A 19,643-nucleotide genomic window follows, 5' to 3' on the forward strand; every position below is an offset into this window, starting at 1 on the left:
ATACCTTGACAGAGAGTGACGCTTGGTAGCTCATTGATCAAATAGATAATAGGAATTCCAAATATAGAGTAGACCTATGATTGAGGTGCCGCATCCGCTCGGTGCGGAGCGTCTGGTAAGGGAACTCGACTGGAATCTGCTCAGGACCTTTGTTGTTCTGGCGCGCTCCCATAGCGTTACCGAGGCGGCCGAGCGATTGAGTCTGAAGCAGCCGACCGTCTCCAGTGCCTTGAAACGGCTTGAGAACCGGCTGGGCAAGAAGCTCATCGACCGCAAACCCGGCCATTTCGAACTGACCGAAGCGGGGGAATTGCTTCTCAAGGAGGCCGTCGAGATCCAAGGCTCGATCCTGCGGCTCGGTACCCTGATGCGCGATGTCGCGGACGAGGTGCGCGGACATGTCGAAATCGCCATGGCGAGCCACGTGGTCTGCCCGCTTTTCGACGAGACGCTGCGCCAGTTCCACGAAGCGCATCCGGCGGCGACCCTGTCGATCAACATCTCCGCCTCGAAGGATGCGTTAGAGGCGGTTCTCGCGCGCCGTGCCTCGGTTGCGGTCTGCCTGGTGCGCAATCGCAATCCGAAGCTGGAATATTCGAGGCTCTTTCGCGAATTTTTCGGCTTCTTCTGTGGCCCGACCCATCCGCTCTTCGGGTTAGAGGGACTGACCAAGAGGGATCTGGCGGGCCAGTCGGCGGTGAGTTTCGTCACCGACCGGCTGGAGGATGCGTTGCGGCCGGTGACGCTGATGCGCGCGGATGTGGATCTGGTCGATCGGGTCGTTGGCACCTCGGCGAACCTGGAGGAGGTCCGTCGGATGATCATCGCTGGGCTTGGCGTCGGTCCCTTGCCCGTGCATGTGGTCAAGCGCGACCTTGAGGACGGCTTGCTCTGGCGTTTGCCCCCTTACGAGAACCTGCCCGCTATCGATGTTCATGTGGTGTGGAACCCGAATGCGAAGATGAACCGGGCCGAAACCGCGCTCCTGGAAATGCTGCTCGCCGGGATCGGTCGAACCCCGATCGGGGGGCGGACTTACCTCTGAGCAGCCTTTCGCCAGTGACATGCGGTGCCTATGGCTCTCCTGTCTGGCCATACAAATTCTTTATGGGCCAAATCGCATTTCCGTATTTGGAGAGTTTGCAGCCAGCCGCTTAGTGGTTGTCAAAAGGCCGGCCTTGGAAAAATCGGTATCCCAAAGAGGTATCCGAAAGGCCGGCACGCGCGCGACGACACGGCCGGGCAGGAGAGACAATTGCTTCATTCTTCCGACAAATATCAGGATATCCGCGATGCGGTGCGGGCGCTTTGCGCCGAGTTTCCCGACGAATATCACCGCAAGGTGGACGAGGAGCGCGCCTATCCGGAGGAATTCGTCGAGGCGCTGACGAAGGCCGGCTGGATGGCGGCGCTGATCCCGGAGGAATATGGCGGGTCGGGGCTGGGGCTTACCGAAGCCTCGGTGATCATGGAGGAGATCAACCGGGCGGGCGGCAATTCGGGTGCCTGCCACGGCCAGATGTACAACATGAACACGCTGGTCCGGCACGGCTCGAAGGAGCAGCGCGACTTCTACCTGCCGAAGATCGCGGCGGGCGAACTTCGGCTGCAGTCGATGGGCGTGACCGAGCCCACCACCGGCACCGACACCACCAAGATCAAGACGACCGCCGTGCGCAAGGGCGACCGCTACGTGATCAACGGCCAGAAGGTGTGGATCAGCCGGGTGCAGCATTCCGACCTGATGATCCTGCTGGCGCGCACGACGCCGCTCGCCGAAGTCAAAAAGAAGTCGGAAGGTCTGTCGATCTTCATCGTGGACATCAAGAAGGCCATGGAAAGCGGGATGACGGTCAAGCCGATCCGCAACATGGTCAATCACGAGACAAACGAGCTGTTCTTCGACGATCTGGAGATCCCGGCGGAAAACCTGATCGGCGAGGAGGGCAAGGGCTTCAAGTACATCCTGACCGGGCTCAACGCGGAACGCGCGCTGATCGCGGCCGAATGCATCGGCGACGGCTACTGGTTCACCGACCGGGTGACGGCCTACGTTAAGGAGCGCAACGTCTTCGGCCGGCCTATCGGCCAGAACCAGGGCGTGCAGTTCCCGATTGCGGAAGCCTTCATCGAGATCGAGGCCGCGAGCCTGATGCGCTACGAGGCCTGCCGGCTCTATGATGCGGGCGAGCCCTGCGGGGCGCAGGCGAACATGGCGAAATATCTCGCCGCCAAGGCCTCGTGGGAGGCGGCGAATGCCTGCCTGCAGTTCCACGGCGGCTTCGGTTTCGCCGCCGAATACGACGTGGAACGCAAGTTCCGCGAGACCCGACTCTACCAGGTGGCGCCGATCTCCACCAACCTCATCCTGTCCCATGTCGCCGAGCACATTCTCGGCCTGCCGCGGTCGTTCTGATGGTGTTGCCGTTGGAGGGATTGACGGTCGTTGCCATCGAACAGGCGGTGGCGGCTCCGTTCTGTACCGCGCGGCTCGCCGATGCGGGCGCGCATGTCATCAAGATCGAGCGGCCGGAAGGCGACTTCGCACGCGGCTACGACGACGTGGCGGCGGGGCAGTCGAGCTATTTCGTCTGGCTCAACCGCGGCAAGGAATCGCTGACGCTCAACCTTGCATCGGAAAAGGGCAAGGCGCGCCTGAAGGAGCTTGTCGCGGGGGCCGATGTCATCGTCCAGAACCTCAAGCGCGGTGCACTTGCGCGTCTCGGGTTCGATCCGGAGGAGCTTGTCAGGGACAATCCGCGCCTCATCGTGTGCTCGATTTCCGGTTACGGCGAAGGCGGGCCGCTCGCCGATCGCAAGGCCTATGATCTGCTGATCCAGGCGGAATCCGGGCTCTGTTCGATCACCGGCACGGCCGACGGCCCCTCTCGGGTCGGGCTCTCCATTGTCGATATCGCGACAGGCGCTACAGCGCATGCGGCCATTCTGGAAGCGCTGATCCGGCGTTCGATAACGGGCAAGGGCGCCAATATCTCCGTCTCGATGTTCGACGTGATCGCTGAATGGCTGACCGTGCCGCTGCTCAATCACGAGGGTGGCAATCCCCCGAAGCGCATCGGCCTCGCGCACCCTTCCATCTCGCCGTACGGCGTCTTCGAGACGCGCGACGGCCAGCCGATCCTCATCTCCATCCAGAGCGACCGCGAATGGCGCAAGCTCGCCGAGATTTTCATCGGCAACGCATCACTCGGGAGTGATCCGAAATTCGCGACCAACGTGGCGCGGGTGGAGAACCGGCCGGAGACGGACGCCATCGTTGCCGCCGCCTTCGCGCGCCGCGATTGCGACGATGCGATTGAGGCCCTTCTGAAGGCCGATGTGGCGCTCGCCCGGGTGAACGACATGGCCGGGCTTTCCGCCCATCCGCATCTGCGCCGGATCGAGGTCGAGAGCCCCAACGGGCCGGTGTCCTTTCCTGCGCCGGCGCCGATCTTCGCGGACGAGCAGCGGGCATACGGTCCGGTACCCGGCCTCGGGCCTGAGGAGGACTGACGATGGCCGAAAACCGGTCCCGCGCGGCGGAGGCGATTGCCGCTATCCGCGCGCCGCTCTTTGTGCCCGCGTCGCGGCCCGATCGTTTCAAAAAGGCCGCCGCCTCGGGTACGGATGCGGTGATCCTCGATCTGGAGGACGCGGTCGGGCCTGCCGACAAGGAGGCCGCGCGTGAGGCGCTTGCCTGCGATTTCACCGACCTGCCGGTGCTGGTGCGCGTCAACGCCCATCGCACCGCGTGGCATGCGGCGGATATCGCCGCCGTTGGGACTCTTGCCGTTGCCGCCGTCGTGCTGCCGAAGTCGGAGAACCCGGAGGACGTTGCCCGTGTGGTGTATGCCCTGGGGGCGTCGACGCCGGTCATCGCGTTGATCGAGAGCGCACGAGGCCTTGCCGAGGCTCGCCGGATAGCAGCCGTTGCCGGCGTGGTGCGACTTGCCTTCGGGTCGATCGATTTTTGTGCCGATCTGGGGTGCGAGCACCTTCGAGAGGTGCTGCTGCCCGCTCGTTTCGAGCTTGTCCTTGCCTCCCGGCTTGCGGGGATCGCAGCCCCGATCGATGGGGTGACGGCGACATTGGCCGATCTCTCTGTCACGCAATCCGATGCCGCGCATGCCCGCAGCCTCGGCATGAACGGAAAACTCTGCATCCATCCCAAGCAGATCGAGGTCGTGAAACGTGCCTTCGTGCCAAACGAGGCCGAGGTTCAATGGGCAGAAAGAGTGCTCGCGGCGGGCGATGGGGCGGTTGCGGTCGATGGCGCCATGGTCGATGAGCCGGTGCGCATCCGCGCCCGGACCATTCTCTCCGCGGCGCGTTGACCGCCTCCTGGAAATCCTTGTCTGGCCGTACCGGATTGACCGCGTCATCGGCTGGTCTAAATGCCCGCTTTGCTATATGCGCATAATGTGACCATGCTGGCATATTGGTGAAAATGACGCCATTTGCCGGTTTGGATCCGACGGGTCCGGTCACGGCGGCGCTCCCGAAGCCGCGTCCTGACGGCATGATGCTTTCTGCGTTTCACGCCTCTGGCATTGCTGCTGTCAGGAAGAGATCGTGACCTGCGGAGGAGGGTGGCAGCGCCTGGTGATATGGCGGCTGTCGGATTTTTCGATTTTCGTCCGGACGGTTTCGGCCGGGCACAATTGTCAGCGAAGGCATGATGTCCGAATTCAGCAAGATTCTGATCGCCAACCGCGGCGAGATCGCGATCCGCGTGATGCGCGCGGCCAACGAGCTTGGAAAGCGCACTGTCGCGGTCTACGCGGAGGAGGACAAGCTCTCTCTTCACCGCTTCAAGGCAGACGAGGCCTACCGGATCGGCGAGGGGCTGGGCCCTGTCGCGGCCTATCTGTCGATCAAGGAGATCATCCGCGTTGCCAGACACGCGGGCGCGGACGCCATTCATCCCGGCTACGGTCTCCTGTCGGAAAATCCCGCGCTGGTCGACGCCTGCCGCGAAGCCGGGATCGCCTTCATCGGTCCGTCGGCCGACACCATGCGCAAGCTCGGTGACAAGGCGAGTGCGCGCCGCATCGCGATCGAGGCGGGCGTGCCTGTCATTCCGGCCTCCGAGGTGCTGACCGACGACATGGACGCCGCTCGCAAGGTTGCAGACGAGATCGGCTATCCGCTGATGCTCAAGGCATCCTGGGGCGGTGGCGGTCGCGGCATGCGGCCGATCGCGGGTCCGGGCGAGCTTGAGGAGAAGATCCGAGAAGGCCGGCGCGAGGCAGAGGCCGCCTTCGGCAATGGCGAGGGTTATCTGGAAAAGATGATCACCCGCGCCCGTCACGTGGAAGTGCAGATCCTCGGCGATACCCACGGCAGCATCTATCACCTGTGGGAGCGCGATTGTTCCGTCCAGCGACGCAACCAGAAGGTCGTCGAACGCGCGCCGGCGCCTTATCTCACCACGGCCCAGCGCGAGGAGGTCTGCCGGCTCGGCAAGAAGATCGCGGAGCATGTCGGCTACGAGTGCGCCGGCACCGTCGAGTTCCTGATGGATATGGAGACGGAGGCCTTCTACTTCATCGAGGTGAACCCGCGCATCCAGGTGGAGCACACGGTGACCGAGGAGGTTACCGGTATCGACATCGTGCGCGCGCAGATCCTCATCGCGGAAGGCAAGACGCTCGCCGAGGCGACGGGGATCTCGAGCCAGGAGAGCGTGGAGCTTTCGGGCAACGCCATCCAGTGTCGGATCACCACGGAAGATCCGACCAACAATTTCATTCCCGACTACGGTCGCATCACCGCCTATCGCGGTGCGACGGGCATGGGCATACGGCTCGATGGCGGCACGGCCTATTCGGGGGCTGTGATCACCCGCTACTACGATTCTCTGCTGGAAAAGGTGACCGCCTGGGCCCCGACGCCGGAGGCGGCAATCGCGCGCATGGACCGGGCATTGCGCGAATTCCGTATTCGCGGTGTTTCGACGAATATTGACTTCGTCATCAATCTGTTGCGCCACCCGACTTTCGTGAACGGCGAATACCATACCAAATTCATCGACGAGACCCCGGAGCTGTTCGACTTTCAGGGCCGGCGCGACCGGGCGACGAGGATCCTGACCTATATCGCGGACATCACGGTGAACGGCCATCCGGAAACCGCTGGGCGCCCGAGGCCTCCGGCGGATGCGCGCATTCCGGTTCCCCCGGAAGAGCGTCGCGACACGCCGCCGGCCGGCACGCGCCAGATCCTGCTGGAAAGGGGGCCGCAGGGCGTCGCCGACTGGATGCGCGAGCAGACCCGGCTGCTGATCACCGACACCGCGATGCGTGATGGCCCGCAGTCGCTCCTGGCGACCCGCATGCGCTCCATCGACATGGTCAAGGTGGCGCCAGCCTATGCAGCGAACCTGCCGGAACTCTTTTCGGTGGAATGCTGGGGCGGGGCGACCTTCGACGTTGCCTACCGCTTCCTGCAGGAATGCCCCTGGCAGCGCCTGCGGGCCTTGCGCGCCGCGATGCCGAACCTTCTGACCCAGATGCTGCTGCGTGGCTCCAACGGCGTCGGCTACACCAATTATCCCGACAACGTGGTCCAAGGTTTCGTCCATCAGGCCGCAACCTCGGGCGTCGACCTTTTCCGCGTGTTCGACAGCCTCAACTGGGTTGAGAACATGCGCGTCGCCATCGATGCGGTCATCGAGACGGGGCGGATCTGCGAAGGCACGATCTGCTACACCGGTGACCTCGGCAACCCGGATCGGGCGAAGTACGACCTCAAGTACTATCTCGCCATGGCGCGGGAATTGCGCGATGCGGGCGTCCATATCCTGGGACTGAAGGACATGGCTGGCCTCCTGAAACCGGCTGCGGCGCGCAAGCTCGTGACCGTCCTGAAGGAGGAGATTGGACTTCCCATCCATCTGCACACGCACGATACCGCCGGTATCGCGTGCGCCACGATCCTTGCCGCATCCGAGGCCGGTGTCGATGCCGTCGACTGTGCGATGGATTCGCTTTCGGGCAACACCTCGCAGGCGACGCTCGGCACAATCGTGGAAGCGTTGAGCCGCAGCGAGCGCGATACCGGGCTCGATATCGATGCCATTCGGGAGATTTCGAACTACTGGGAAGCGGTGCGCGGCCACTACGTGGCTTTCGAGAGCGGCCTGCAGGCGCCCGCATCCGAGGTCTATCTTCACGAGATGCCGGGCGGCCAGTTCACCAACCTCAAGGCACAGGCCCGTTCGCTCGGGCTGGAGGAGCGCTGGCACGAGGTCGCCAAGACCTATGCCGAGGTCAACCGGATGTTCGGCGACATCGTCAAGGTCACGCCGTCCTCGAAGGTGGTGGGCGACATGGCGCTGATGATGGTCAGCCAGGGGATCACGCGGGCCGAAGTCGAGGATCCCGAGCGCGAAATTTCCTTCCCCGACAGTGTCGTAGACATGATGCGCGGCAATCTCGGTCGCCCCGCCGGAGGGTTCCCGGCCACTCTGCAAAAGAAGATCCTGAAAGGCGAGACGCCGCTCGAAGTCCGTCCCGGCAAGTATCTGCCGCCCGTCGATTTCGAAGCCAAGCGCCGGGAGGCCTCGGGAGCCGCCGGAGGGGTTGAGATCGATGACGAAGATCTGAATGCCTATCTGATGTATCCGAAGGTCTTTGCCGACTATCGCAAACGGTTCGAGGAATACGGTCCCGTCCGGACGCTGCCCACCTACACGTTCTTCTATGGCATGGAGGCGGGTGAGGAGATCAGCGTCGAGATCGATCCGGGCAAGACGCTCGAGATCCGCTGTCAGGCCATCGGCGAGACGGACGAACAGGGGAGCGTGAAGGTATTCTTCGAGCTCAACGGGCAGCCGCGGGTGGTTCGCGTCGCGGACCGCCTGCACGGCGGCAGCAAGGTTCAGACGCGCGCCAAGGCCGAGGAGGGCAATGTGAGCCATGTCGGCGCGCCGATGCCCGGCGTCATCGCTTCTCTCGGCGTCAAGGCGGGGCAGAAGGTGAGCGCTGGCGATCTGTTGCTGACGATCGAGGCGATGAAGATGGAAACCGGCATTCACGCGCAGCGCGATGCGGTTGTTGCTGCCGTACACATCGCGCCGGGCGACCAGATCGACGCCAAGGATCTGCTGGTGGAGTTCGAAGCCGCGGAAGCGTGAGCGAGATCGCGTTGCCCCGGCGCGCTCTTGGTGAGCCTCGCCGCGCTGGGGGCAGCGTCGTCTCGACGGAGGGGCTCCCATGCGCGCCGCCGCTGTTACCTACTGAAGTTTCTTCAAGATCTTCAAAAGCGAACGCTGCTCTGTCCGGGTGAGTGGCGCCAGCGTTTCCTCCGAGACATCAAGGCCGATTTCGGCGTTTTCGGCAAAAAGCTGCCGACCTTCTTCGCTCAGCGAGATCATCTGGCGGCGGCGATCTTTCGGATCGCGCGCGGTCTCGATCAATCCGCGCGCGTGCAGCCGGTCGACTACGCCCTTCGTGGTGGCGACGTCGAGGCCGACGGTACGGCCGAGCTGGTTTTGCGAGACCGAGCCAATCTCGGTGAGCCGCGCCATGACGGCAAATTGCGTCGGCGTCAGACCGCATTGCACCTTCTCGGCAAACAGCACGGCGTTGCGCTGGTAGGCCTTGCGCAGCAGGTAACCGATCTGCTCATCGAGAACGTAGCCCCGGGCACGTGGATCGGACGTTCGCCGGCTGTCGTCCGCCGTTGTGTCGGGCTCTTTTTCTGCGTGGTCGGACACGGTCCCTCCGCGGGCCTGAACGCGGCGGTCGGGTGCCGTCGGGCCGTGGCCTCGCTCATTGATGAATAAAGGACGCCGGCCTAGACCGACAGGTATGCATCGCGGATCTCCGGTTGATTCTCAAGGTCGGCAAAAGAACCGTCGAATTTCTTTTCTCCGCTTTCGATGATGACGGCGCGGTCCGCGACGATCTTCGCAAAGTGCAGGTTCTGCTCTGAGATGATCACCGTCAGCCCCTGCGCCTTGAACTTCAGGATCGTCGCGGCCATCTGCTCCACGATGATCGGCGCGATGCCTTCGGATGGCTCGTCCAGTAGCAGCAGGCTCGGATTTCCCATCAGCGTGCGGGCGATTGTCAGCATCTGTTGCTCGCCGCCCGACATGGCCTTGCCCTGTGCGTTGCGGCGCTCCCAGAGGTTGGGAAACAGCTCGAACATGTCGGCTTCCGTCCAGAACGGCGTGTCGGCGCGCCGTGGCTGCCGGCCGACCTCCAGATTCTCCAGGATCGTCAGGTCGGTGAAGATCCGCCGTTCCTCCGGCACATAGCCGAGGCCGAGCCGGGCGACCTTGTGCGGCGGCATGCCGGTGATTTCGGTTCCGCGAAAGTGCACGCGGCCGCGGCGCGGCCGCACGATCTGCATTATCGATTTCATGGTCGTGGTCTTGCCGGCGCCATTGCGGCCCAGTAGTGCGACCACCTCGCCGCGATCGATCGAGAAGCCGAGGTCGTTGAGGATATGCGCCTTGCCGTAGAAGCTGTTCAGTCCTTCGACGGTGAGCATGTGATCAGGCATGGGGAGCCTCCTGCGCCGCATAGAGCGTGCCGCCGCCGAGATAGACTTCCTGCACGTGGGCGTTGGAGCGGACCTCGGTCGCCGTACCGTCGGCGATCAGCTCGCCCCGGTTCAGCACCATGATGTGATGGGCATGGGCGAAGACGACGTCCATGTCGTGCTCGGTGAACAGAACGGAGATGCCGCGTTCCTTCACGATGTCGGCGGTGAGCTGCATCAGCGCGATGCGCTCGCGCGGCGCCATGCCCGCCGTCGGCTCGTCCATCAGCAGCAGCTTCGGCTTGTGGGCAAGGGCAATGGCCAGTTCCAGCCGCTTCAGGTCGCCATAGGCAAGGATCGCGCAGGCACGGTCCGCCTGTTCCGCCATGCCGACGACGTCGAGCAGGGCGACGGCCTCCTCGCGGTAGAGCCGGTAGGCGTAGGGCAGCATGGAGAACAGCCGACGATGGTGCGAGATCAGCGCCATCTGTACGTTTTCCGCCACCGTCATGGACTGGTAGGTGCCGGTGATCTGGAATGTGCGGCCGACGCCGCGCCGCCAGATCTCGCGCGGCGGCAGGCCGGTGACCGGCTCGCCGTTGAGCGCGACCTTGCCGCTCGATGGCGGGATCTGGCCCATCAGCATGTTGAAGCAGGTGGACTTGCCGGCCCCGTTCGGGCCGATGAGAGCTTTGAGTTCGCCGGGGGCGACGTCGAAGCTCACTTCGTGCACGGCACGCAGGCCGCCGAAATAGCGGGTCAGGTTCTTGACGCTGAGGACGGGCGTGGTCATTGCATGCTCTCCTCTTCGCGCACGATCCCGAGCCGCTCTCCGAGCTTGCGCAGCGATCCGACGATGCCGTCGGGGGCGATGATGACGACCGCGATGATGACAAGGCCGAGGACCAGGCGCCAGTATTCCAGCCGGGTCAGCCAGTCCTTGGCGCCCTCCATGAAGGCGGCGCCGACGACGCCGCCCGACAGCGTCTTCACGCCGCCGAGGAAGACGACGATCAGCGCATCGAAGCTGGTCGAGATGCTGAGTTCATCGGGAAATATCGAGCCCTTGGAGAAGACGAACAGCCCGCCGGCGAGGCCTGCGAAGGCACCGGCGAGGGTGAAGGCCATCCACTGGATCTGCTTGACGTTTATGCCTGTCGCTTCCGCCTGGCGGGCGCTGTCGCGGGTTGCCCGCAGCGCGTAGCCGAAGGGCGAATGCATGATATGGCGCAGCACGAGGATGCCGCCGATGCCCATGGCGAGGGTGAAATAGTAGTAGGCGGTTGTGCCCGACAGCCATTTCGAGGGCCAGATGCTGACCAGCCCGTCGTCGCCTCCAGTTACTTCTCCCCACTGGAAGACAAGCGACCAGACAAGTTGGCTGAAGGCGAGCGTCAGCATGGCGAAGTAGACGCCGGAAAGCCGGATGCAGAACCAGCCGATGCCGATGGCGAGAATGCCGGCGCCCAGCGGAGCGAGCGCAAAGGCCAGTTCCATCGGTGTGTTGAAATAGGTGACGAGGAGGGCGGAAACATAGGCGCCGCCGCCGAAGAAGACCGCATGTCCGAAGCTGACGAGGCCGCCGGTCGACAGGATGAACTGCAGGGAGGTGGCGAACAGGCAGAAGATCAGGATGTCGGTGATCAACACCTGCGCGAAGGTCGAGCCGAGAATGGGCACCAGCGCCAGGATCGCGACGACCGCGAGAACGAAGCTTCGGCCGATCCATCCGGCCGGTCTGATGGGGCGCTGCGGCTCGCCGACCTGGCCGTGCTCGCCGGCCTTCTCCTCGCGCCCCAGCAGGCCCCAGGGCCGGATCATCAGCACGACCGCCATGACGATGTACATCAGCACCAGCGTGCTCTGGGGCACGTAGGCGACGCCGAAAACGTTAAGGACGGAGATCAGCACGGCCGCGATGAAGGCGCCGGGAATGGAGCCCATGCCGCCGATCACGACCACCACGAAGACCTCCGCGATGATGGAGAAGTCCATCAGGAGGTCTGCGCCGCCCTTGGGTAACTGGATCGCGCCGCCGAGGCCGGCGAGCGCGGAACCCAGGAAAAAGACGCCGGTGAAGAGCCAGGACTGGTTGACGCCCAGCGCGCCGACCATCTCGCGGTCTTGCGTCGCCGCGCGCACGAGGATGCCGACGCGCGTCTTGGTGATGAGCCACCACAGGCCCAGCAGGATGAAGGGTGTGATCCCGATCAGGGCCAGATCGTATTGCGGCACGGGTTCGCCGAGGATGCGCACGACCGACTTGAGGCCCGGAGCACGGGGCCCGAGCATGTCTTCTCCGCCCCAGACCATCAGCGTTAGATCCTGGATCACCAGAATGACGCCGAAGGTGGCGACGAGTTGGAAGAGTTCCGGCGCTCGATAGACGGGCCTCAGCACACAGATCTCGATGACGACGCCGATCAATCCGACGGCGACGCCGGCCAGAACGATGGAAGCCCAGAAGCCGACGACGCCCGGCAGCACGCCCATCAGCGTAATGCCAACATAGGCGCCCAGCATGTAGAGCGAGCCATGGGCGAAGTTCACGATGCGTGTCACGCCGAAAATCAGGGAGAGACCGGAGGCCACCAGGAAAAGCGCCGCCGCGTTTGCAAGCCCGGTCAGGAGCTGCGCAACAAAAAGGCCCATAGCATTCGTTCTATTTTCGCGGGAAGGGAGCCGTCCGCCGCAAAGGCGGCGGACGTGTCGACGGGCGAAGAGCGGCCGCTCAGTCTGCGGGCCGCATTTCCCTGATCTCGTCGTCGCTCGGCATGTAGGGCGCCGGATCCTTGTAAGACCAGTCGACCATCACGCCCTTTCCGTCCTTCACGGCCGTGGTGCCGACATAGGCGCCCATGGTCGACTGGTGGTCGAGCGAACGGTAGGTGATCTCGCCCATCGGCGTTGCGACCTTCAAGTCCTTGAAGGCTTCAAGCATGGCGTCTGTGTCCGTGGAGCCGGCCTTGGTGATAAGCGCGGCGATGCTCTTTGCCGTCATGTAGCCGACCAGGCTGCCGATCTTCGGGGTTTCACCCGGATAGGCGGCCTCGTAGTCGTCCACGAACTGCTTGGCCGGGCCGTCGGTGAAGGCATACCAGGGATAGCCGGTGACGTACCAGCCTTCGGGCGCCTCTGCGCCGAGCGGCTCCAGATATTCCGGCTCGCCTGTCAGCAGACCGTAAACCTTGCGGCCCTCGAAAAGACCGCGCGTGGTGCCCTCACGCACGAACTTCTGCAGGTCGGTTCCGAACGTCACGTTATAGATCGCGTCCGGCTTGGCGGCCTCGATCGCCTGGACTTCTGCACCAGCGTCGATCTTGAAGAGCGCCGGCCACTGTTCGGTCACGAACTTCACGTCCGGCTTCAGCGCTTTCAGGTTCTTCTTGAAGGCTTCGACCGCGGCCTTGCCGTAAGCGTAATTGGGGGCGATCGTCGCATACGTTACGGCATCAGTCTTTGCGGCTTCCTCGGCCAGCATCGCAGCCTGGACATAGGTGGAGGCGCGCAGACGGAACGTGTACTTGTTGCCGGAGCCCCACACGAGGTCATCGGCGAGCGGTTCGGCGGCCAGGTAGATGTAGCCCTTCTGGCCGGCAAAGGAGGAGATGGCGAGGCCGACGTTCGACAGGATCGAACCGGTCAGCATGACCGCACCGTCGCGCGTCATGAGTTCCTCTGCGATCTTGACCGCATCTCCCGGCTTGCCGTCATCGTCGCGGTGGATGAATTCCAGCGGCCGGCCGAGGACGCCGCCGGCGTCGTTGATCTGCTTGGCGGCCAGTTCGATACCCTGCCGATACGGCTCCGCGAAGGCCGCAAGCCGCTTGAAGTGGTTGATGTCGCCGATCTTGATGCTGTCGGCGGCCATGGCCGCGCTTCCCGCAACAAGAGCCGTGGCCAATGCGGCCACCGTGGTGATGAGCTTCTTCATTAGTCCCTCTTTCTGGTTGTCGCGTGCGCGGTCTTTGCGACCGTTCTTCAGATCTGAAAGGGTGCCGGTTCTATCCGGTCTGGTTCTGTCAGGCGTTGTTATCGGTCAGTCGTGATAGACGTAGGCGGGCGTCGGTGAGGCCGCGAGATCCTGGGTCCGTTCCCGTTCGACCAGTTCGCGGATGCGTTTGCGGTAGACCATCGGTCCCTTGTCGATGGCGATGCGGATCGGACGACGTCTTTGTGGGCGCTCCTCTTCCTGCTGGATCGCCTCCAGAACCTCCTTGTCTTCCTGAAACGCGCCGCGCAGCAGCTCGTCCATCGTCTCCGCTGCCGTCTCGTCATCAAGCGCGGTGTTGCGGATGTGCATCCAGCGATCGATCGTGTGATTGGCGGTGACCGGTGTCATGAAGTGAAGGGCGAAGATGCGGATGCCCTTGTCGCGTTCGTCCTCGGAGATGGCCTTGCTTGCGGGCGCGCTGCCGAAATCGATGACCGCTGTTGAGGGCGTGTAGAGATAGTAATAATGCCAGCGGTCGACGTTCTCCGTAAAGCCGCCGAATTTCCGGAAGAAACCGACAGGTTCGCCATCGCGGATCCAGCGCCAGGCGACGATGGCCCTGCCTTCTGTGGAGACGTGGACCGGCACATTCTCCGAGGACGAATTGCCAAGCGTCGTGGGGTGGACGAAGCTGACATGGGCCGGGTCCACGAGATTTTCCGCAACGTTGAGGTAATTGGCCTTCAGGTGCAGCGCGTCGCCCTGGTGGACGGCCCAGTCCGGATCGTCGAATTGGGGCATGTCGAAGATCTCGGCCGGGTCCGCCTTCTCCTTGTCACCCATCCAGATCCAGACGATGTCGTGACGCTCATGGACGGGGTAAGTCTCGACATAGGCCGAGGCTGGCAGGTTGGACTGGCCGGGAATGCGCACGCACCTTCCCTCGCAGTCGAAGGTCATGCCGTGGTAGCCGCACTGGATGTCGTCGCCGATGCGCTTGCCCTTTGAGAGCGGCAAGAGCCTGTGCGGACAGCGGTCCTCCAGCGCCGCGACGGTGCCGTCGGCCTTGCGGTACATGACGATGTTCTCGTCGAGGATCGTGAAGCGGCGTAGCTCCTGGTCGAATTCGCGGGCCCAGCCTGCGACGTACCAGGCGTTGCGGATGAATTCCATGCCGAGTTCTCCCTCCTCTGGCTGGCCGTTCGCTATCGCAGGCCGTCCTCTCCCTTGATTTCGGATGCCTTGAGCCCGCCCATGCGTGCGTGGACGCGCGGGCCCGTCGTCATGACAAGTGCGAGCAGGATCTCGTCTGCGCGCGGGCTGTCGGGAATTCCGACCTCCATCGCGTCGAAATGCGAACGCACGAAGGATGCGTTGGTGTGGGTGATCGGCACATCAATGCGCGCGCCCAGACCGCCGACCTTTTTGGCAGACGGCACGATGGCCTTCGATGCGGGCAGAATCTCGCGCATGGCGTAGCCGCCCGGCACATGCCACAGCGCGCCGTGCTCCAGCTCGCCCGCGGCACCGACGATGGCGCCCTTGCCGTAGCCCTCGATCGCATTGACATCGCCGCCGAGCGCGTCGACGAGATCCTTCGTCATCTGCAGGCCCAGCGGCTTCAGGTCGTCCATGAAGCCGGTGAGATCCTCGACATATTTGCCGGCAAAGGGGTTCTTGATCACTGCCAGGATGGCGGCGCGGCGGCGCGGTACTTTTGCAAGGGGGCCGCCTTCGTGGAAGATCTCTTCGATGATGATGGAGCGCTTGCGCACTTCGGGTTCAGGCACAGACAGGTTCCTCCCTGAAAGGGTTTTGGGGGTGCGTTATCATTGTCGTTGGCGAGACGGTACGCCGCTCGCCGGCAAGGCCGAGATAGGCGGCCGAAAGAAGACCGCGTTCGAGATAGCTTCGCGCCGCTGTTTCGCCGTTGGCGAGCGCGGTAGCTATTTCGGACCGCGTCAGATCGCCGACGCCGGTCGTCACGAGCCGGCCTCCCAGATCGCTGTCTGGGGCGAGATCGTGGGCCGGCGTACGTTCGATGCGCGGCGAGCCGGGCAGATCGACCTGGTTGGCGATCATCGTCGCGGCAGCATCTGCCTCTGCAGCACTTCTTGCGACAACCGTCACGGCGTCGGCGATGCCTAGAGAATGGGAGCGTCCGCGCCAGCCGCTGGTCGCGATGCCGCCTATTTCATCATTGGCGTTTAGCAGCACCACGCCGCCGGCAGCGCCCGTGACCGGATCATCGCAGATTCCGATACGGAAGATGCCCTCGCAGAGGTGGAGCGCGATGTCGCCGCCGTTGTTCACGTAGGCGCGCGCAAGCGTTCGCCCCTCGACGAGGCGCGCCAGGATGTGATCGGCGACGCTTCCTGCAACCGCTGCCATGGGGGTGATGAACTCCGGCCGATAGGGGGCCGTCGCCGCATGCATCAGCCGGGCCACCCTGCCTCGCGGGCACGCCGCGTTCGACGAACGCAGCAGCGGGAGCTCGCGTGCCAGCTCTTCGAGCACCATCTCGAACGCCTCATGCGCCTGGGCATAAGCGCGCGCCACCTCTTGCTCGTCACCGACCGCCTCGATCACAAGGTCTATTGGGCCTTGGCTCAGGTGCAGCCGGCGACGGCCCGACGAGTTGCGGTCGGGCAGCCATCGGGCAGTCGGGCCTTCGAATGGGACGGTTTTGCTCATGATGCGGTCCTGTTCCACGGATAGTTGCCGGGTCCGGTTGGCCAGGGGTTTTCACCGGACCGGGTCACGCCGCGACGGCCTTTCAGGATGTGGTCGGACTGCCGCCCTGTCTTGCCGTCCAGCGCTTCCGCCAAGGGCATAACGTAGTCCATGTGCCCGCCGAGCGCCCTGTAGTCGTCGGCGCGCATGGTGAATTCGATGGGGGCGACGAGAGCGGGCGTCGGCACATAGCCGAAGGCGTTTTTCGGCAGGCGAGTGACGTCGACCATGAAGGTGATGCCGCCGCCCGGCCAGATGAACACCGGTGCGCCGCCGGAAGACACGTAGGTCAGCGCCTTCTGCACCGAACGCGTGAGGCCGACGGGATGTTCGGTCACGCCGGAGCGCAGCGAGCCGCCCGCGCCCGCCATGAACAGCACGGAAGTAAGCGCCGGTTCGCAGTTCTCCTCGATGCGCTTCACCGAGGGCTGAAGGCGTTCCGGCATGTCCTTCTCGATGGGGTCGAGGTTCTCGTCGAGTTCGAAATAGGCGGCGTGCTCGCCGGTGGTGGAGACCATCAGCAGGGAAAGGCCGGGCTTTGCCGTCTTGGGATCGAACGCGCCGATGATTTTCAGGGGATCGGTGAGGTTCGTGCCGCCCCAGCCGGTGCCGGGTTGGGCTACCTGGAAATAGCGGCCGGGGGTGGAGCGGCGGCCGTTGATCTTGATGCCGGTTGGCTGCCAGCCGATGACCTTGCCGGCCTGGTGCTCGGACATGACGCCGGTGATGTGATCGTCGACGACAACCACCTCGTCCACGAGCCCCATCCATTGGGCGGCGAACATGCCGACCGTGGCCGAGCCGCAGCCAACCCGCATGCGCTCCTCCAGAGCGCCGTTGATGACAGGCGGTCTGCCCGCCTGCACAGTGATCTCGGCGCCGCCGTCGATGGTCAGGTCGGCGGCCTCGCCGTTGCAAAGGCCAAGCATCGTGGAACAGGTGACGCGACCTTCCTTCTTGGAGCCGCCGGTCAGATGATGGACGCCGCCGAGCGACAGCATCTGGCTGCCATATTCGGATGTGGTGACGTGGCCGACGATCTCGCCGTCGGCGCGCACGGGCGCGCACTCGGTGCCCAGATGCCGGTCCGTGTCGATCTTCAGCTTAACGCCGCAGTAGCTGAAAATGCCCTCCGTCACGACGGTGACCATGTCGACGCCCTCATGTTCGGAGGCGACGATGAAGGGGGCCGGCTTGTAGTCGGGATAGGTGGTGCCGGCGCCGATCGCGGTGATGAAGGTCTCGGGGCCGGGCACGATCTCGCCGTCCCACTCGCGCTCCAGGAAGGGCACGATCTCGGTCCCCGCCTCGGCGGCGTTCTCAAGGATCTTCAGCGGATCGAGGCGGACGAGCTTGCCGTCCTCGTTGGCGTAGCGGTCGCAGGCGCCGGAGCGACCGTCGGCGATGTAGCACATGACCGGGCATGCATCGCAGCGGATCTTTTCCGGTTTGCCGTTGGCTGCACTCACTCTCGGCCCTCCATTTGTTAGTATGCAAACATGTTTCAGAAAATCCCGTCAACGGGATTTGCGCAGCGGCATCGCTGATTTGCTGGGCAGGAATGCCGCGAAACGCATCAATCGGCAGTGTTTCGCCGAAGATCAGTCGACAAAAGCGCGCTCGACCACGAACTGCGCGGGCTTGTTGTTCGCCCCTTCCTCAAGGCCGTGGGAGATGCAAAGCTCCTTGGTGTCCTTCAGCATGGCCATGGAGCCGCAGATCATCCCGCGGTCGTCCTCGGGCCCCATGCGCGGCAGGCCGAGGTCTTCGAAAAGCTTGCCCGAGGTGATGAGATCGGTGATGCGGCCCTGGCGTTCGAAGGGTTCGCGGGTAACGGTCGGATAGTGGATCAGCCGGCCCTCCACCAGTTCGCCGATCAGCGGATCCTCGCGGAGCGCGGCCACGAGATCCTGACCGTACTTCAGTTCATCGACGAGCCGGCAACCATGGGTCAGGATGAGGGTGTCGAACTTGTCGTAGGTCTCGGGATCGCGGATGAGGCTGGCGAAGGGGGCGATGCCGGTGCCGGTGGAGAACATCCACAGCCGCTTTCCCGGCTCCAAGGCATCGTTCACCAGCGTTCCCGTTGCTTTCTTGCGCATCAGCACCGTGTCGCCCTCGCGGATCTTCTGGAGGTGTTCGGTCAGCGGGCCGTCGGGAACCTTGATGGAGAAGAACTCCAGTTCCTCGTCCCAGGACGGGCTTGCGATCGAGTAGGCGCGGAAGACCGGCTTTTCGGAATTGGGCAGGCCGATCATGACGAACTCGCCGGAGCGGAACCGGAATTCCCGGGGGCGCGTGACGCGGAAGCGGAAGAGCCGGTCGGTGTAGTGCTGCACCTCGCTCACCGTCAGCGGATAGCAGCCGGTGGGAACGGCAAAGGGGGAGGGCTTGCCCTCAAGGACGGGAGTGACGGTTTCGCTGGCGAGCGTGTCGGACATCGGAGGCTCCGGGGCTTGGATCGGGGAATTGCCGTTGCGGTCGATTATTGTTAGTATACAAACGAAAATTGCAAGACGTGCAAACAAAAAGTGCGTGCTGAAAATTTGCGCAACGATGCCTCGGGGCTGTGCTTGACAGTCCTCCCGGGTTGCGGCTCTACTTTGTTAGCATACAAACGAATGCGTTGAGGGAGACAATGCAGTTCCACCGCCCAGAGACCCTTGAGAGTGCCCTTGTCCTCATTGCGGAGCGGCCGGCCCGTATTCTGGCCGGCGGCACCGATTTCTTTCCGGCACTGGGTGGCAGAACCACGCGGGAACCGATTGTCGACCTTTCCCGTGTGAACGGACTTTCCGGCATCTCAAGACAAGGCGATGTCTGGCGTTTCGGTGCGACCACGACATGGTCGAAAATCGCGAAGGCAGTCGAGCTGCCGGCGATGTTCGACGGGCTGCGCCAGGCGGCGCGCGACGTCGGCTCCATCCAGATCCAGAACGCCGGGACGATCGCGGGAAATCTCTGCAACGCCTCGCCGGCGGCCGATGGCGTGCCGCCGCTTCTCTCTCTCGATGCGCAGGTGGAAGTCGCGGGGCGTTCGGGGCGCCGTGTTCTTCCTCTGGCGCGGTTCATCACCGGCGTGCGCAAGACGGAACTCATGCGCGGCGAGATCGTCACCGCGATCCTGGTTCCGGACCGGCCGCAGGCGCGCTCGGCGTTCCTGAAGCTCGGTGCCCGGCGCTATCTCGTCATCTCCATCGCGATGGTCGCGGTCGCGCTAGACCTCGATGTCGATGGCGCGATCAAGGACGTGAACATCGCGGTCGGCTCCTGTTCGGCGGTCGCGACGCGACTGCCCGATGCGGAGCGCCGGCTTGTCGGAGCCCGACCGGAGCTTGCCGTGCTGAAGGCGCTGCTCATGGACGCGGATCTTTCGCAACTCACCCCAATCGACGATGTGCGTGCGCCCGCCTCCTACCGGCGCAGTGCCGCGCGCGAACTGATCTGCCGCGCCATCGTCCGGTGCGCAAAGGGAGAGGCATGA

16 protein-coding genes are annotated in these 19,643 nt (G+C 63.9%); 6 read left to right on the forward strand and 10 right to left on the reverse strand.

From position 1 onward, the window contains the following. Positions 1-76 precede the first annotated feature (76 nt). The 5 genes from V2L18_RS18620 (at position 77) to V2L18_RS18640 (ending at position 8,137) form a co-directional block, all read left to right on the forward strand. Positions 77-1,045, forward strand: a complete 969-nt coding sequence (locus V2L18_RS18620; protein ID WP_336179818.1) for a LysR family transcriptional regulator — start codon at positions 77-79, stop codon at positions 1,043-1,045. 210 nt (positions 1,046-1,255) lie between these two features. Then, complete coding sequence (locus V2L18_RS18625) at positions 1,256-2,416, forward strand: acyl-CoA dehydrogenase family protein (RefSeq protein ID WP_336179820.1); 1,161 nt, start codon at positions 1,256-1,258, stop codon at positions 2,414-2,416. A 2-nt stretch (positions 2,417-2,418) separates the two neighbouring features. Continuing rightward, the gene (locus V2L18_RS18630) at positions 2,419-3,513 is read left to right on the forward strand and encodes a CaiB/BaiF CoA-transferase family protein (RefSeq protein WP_336179965.1); all 1,095 of its coding nucleotides are present in this window, start codon (positions 2,419-2,421) and stop codon (positions 3,511-3,513) included. 2 nt (positions 3,514-3,515) lie between these two features. After that, positions 3,516-4,334, forward strand: coding sequence for a CoA ester lyase (locus V2L18_RS18635; protein WP_336179821.1), 819 nt, complete (start codon positions 3,516-3,518; stop codon positions 4,332-4,334). A gap of 341 nt (positions 4,335-4,675) precedes the next feature. Further along, positions 4,676-8,137 carry a pyruvate carboxylase gene (locus tag V2L18_RS18640; protein WP_336179822.1) on the forward strand — a complete coding sequence of 1,154 codons (3,462 nt, stop codon included), beginning with the start codon at positions 4,676-4,678 and terminating at the stop codon, positions 8,135-8,137. Positions 8,138-8,236: 99 nt separating this feature from the next. Here the strand turns inward: V2L18_RS18640 and V2L18_RS18645 are convergent, their stop codons facing one another. From V2L18_RS18645 to V2L18_RS18690, 10 genes are all read right to left on the reverse strand, one after another. Beyond that, positions 8,237-8,719 (reverse strand): MarR family winged helix-turn-helix transcriptional regulator, encoded by a 483-nt coding sequence (locus V2L18_RS18645; protein WP_336179823.1) that lies wholly within the window; start codon positions 8,717-8,719, stop codon positions 8,237-8,239. An 80-nt stretch (positions 8,720-8,799) separates the two neighbouring features. Then, a complete protein-coding gene (locus tag V2L18_RS18650; protein ID WP_336179824.1) occupies positions 8,800-9,513 on the reverse strand; it encodes an ABC transporter ATP-binding protein in 714 nt (237 codons plus the stop codon). After that, positions 9,506-10,285, reverse strand: a complete 780-nt coding sequence (locus V2L18_RS18655) for an ABC transporter ATP-binding protein (protein WP_336179825.1) — start codon at positions 10,283-10,285, stop codon at positions 9,506-9,508. The genes V2L18_RS18650 and V2L18_RS18655 overlap by 8 nt, the downstream gene beginning before the upstream one ends. Continuing rightward, positions 10,282-12,144 (reverse strand): ABC transporter permease, encoded by a 1,863-nt coding sequence (locus V2L18_RS18660; RefSeq protein ID WP_336179826.1) that lies wholly within the window; start codon positions 12,142-12,144, stop codon positions 10,282-10,284. The genes V2L18_RS18655 and V2L18_RS18660 overlap by 4 nt, the downstream gene beginning before the upstream one ends. 79 nt (positions 12,145-12,223) lie before the next feature. Beyond that, positions 12,224-13,426 (reverse strand): ABC transporter substrate-binding protein, encoded by a 1,203-nt coding sequence (locus V2L18_RS18665; protein WP_336179827.1) that lies wholly within the window; start codon positions 13,424-13,426, stop codon positions 12,224-12,226. Positions 13,427-13,531: 105 nt separating this feature from the next. Continuing rightward, positions 13,532-14,599, reverse strand: a complete 1,068-nt coding sequence (locus tag V2L18_RS18670) for an aromatic ring-hydroxylating dioxygenase subunit alpha (protein ID WP_336179828.1) — start codon at positions 14,597-14,599, stop codon at positions 13,532-13,534. Positions 14,600-14,631: 32 nt separating this feature from the next. Further along, positions 14,632-15,216 carry an amino acid synthesis family protein gene (locus tag V2L18_RS18675; protein ID WP_336179829.1) on the reverse strand — a complete coding sequence of 195 codons (585 nt, stop codon included), beginning with the start codon at positions 15,214-15,216 and terminating at the stop codon, positions 14,632-14,634. After that, a complete protein-coding gene (locus tag V2L18_RS18680) occupies positions 15,209-16,138 on the reverse strand; it encodes a UPF0280 family protein (protein ID WP_336179830.1) in 930 nt (309 codons plus the stop codon). Before V2L18_RS18680 ends, V2L18_RS18675 begins: the two co-directional genes overlap by 8 nt. Then, the gene (locus V2L18_RS18685; RefSeq protein WP_336179966.1) at positions 16,117-17,574 is read right to left on the reverse strand and encodes a 6-hydroxynicotinate reductase; all 1,458 of its coding nucleotides are present in this window, start codon (positions 17,572-17,574) and stop codon (positions 16,117-16,119) included. Before V2L18_RS18685 ends, V2L18_RS18680 begins: the two co-directional genes overlap by 22 nt. 186 nt (positions 17,575-17,760) lie before the next feature. Then, the gene (locus V2L18_RS18690) at positions 17,761-18,600 is read right to left on the reverse strand and encodes a ferredoxin--NADP reductase (protein WP_336179831.1); all 840 of its coding nucleotides are present in this window, start codon (positions 18,598-18,600) and stop codon (positions 17,761-17,763) included. A 197-nt stretch (positions 18,601-18,797) separates the two neighbouring features. Between V2L18_RS18690 and V2L18_RS18695 the strand changes: the two genes are divergently transcribed. Continuing rightward, positions 18,798-19,643: a xanthine dehydrogenase family protein subunit M gene (locus V2L18_RS18695; protein WP_336179832.1), complete on the forward strand. Its 846-nt coding sequence runs from the start codon at positions 18,798-18,800 to the stop codon at positions 19,641-19,643.

The organism is Breoghania sp. JC706 (assembly GCF_037026715.1).
Taxonomy (GTDB): domain Bacteria; phylum Pseudomonadota; class Alphaproteobacteria; order Rhizobiales; family Stappiaceae; genus Breoghania.

Coding starts and splice junctions, on each gene's coding strand:
- V2L18_RS18655 (WP_336179825.1), bottom strand. CDS start 10,285: ATGACCACGCCCGTCCTCAGCGTCAAGAACCTGACCCGCTATTTCGGC.
- V2L18_RS18670 (WP_336179828.1), bottom strand. CDS start 14,599: ATGGAATTCATCCGCAACGCCTGGTACGTCGCAGGCTGGGCCCGCGAA.
- V2L18_RS18620 (WP_336179818.1), top strand. CDS start 77: ATGATTGAGGTGCCGCATCCGCTCGGTGCGGAGCGTCTGGTAAGGGAA.
- V2L18_RS18640 (WP_336179822.1), top strand. CDS start 4,676: ATGATGTCCGAATTCAGCAAGATTCTGATCGCCAACCGCGGCGAGATC.
- V2L18_RS18690 (WP_336179831.1), bottom strand. CDS start 18,600: ATGTCCGACACGCTCGCCAGCGAAACCGTCACTCCCGTCCTTGAGGGC.
- V2L18_RS18660 (WP_336179826.1), bottom strand. CDS start 12,144: ATGGGCCTTTTTGTTGCGCAGCTCCTGACCGGGCTTGCAAACGCGGCG.
- V2L18_RS18665 (WP_336179827.1), bottom strand. CDS start 13,426: ATGAAGAAGCTCATCACCACGGTGGCCGCATTGGCCACGGCTCTTGTT.
- V2L18_RS18635 (WP_336179821.1), top strand. CDS start 3,516: ATGGCCGAAAACCGGTCCCGCGCGGCGGAGGCGATTGCCGCTATCCGC.
- V2L18_RS18650 (WP_336179824.1), bottom strand. CDS start 9,513: ATGCCTGATCACATGCTCACCGTCGAAGGACTGAACAGCTTCTACGGC.
- V2L18_RS18695 (WP_336179832.1), top strand. CDS start 18,798: ATGCAGTTCCACCGCCCAGAGACCCTTGAGAGTGCCCTTGTCCTCATT.
- V2L18_RS18685 (WP_336179966.1), bottom strand. CDS start 17,574: ATGTGCTACATCGCCGACGGTCGCTCCGGCGCCTGCGACCGCTACGCC.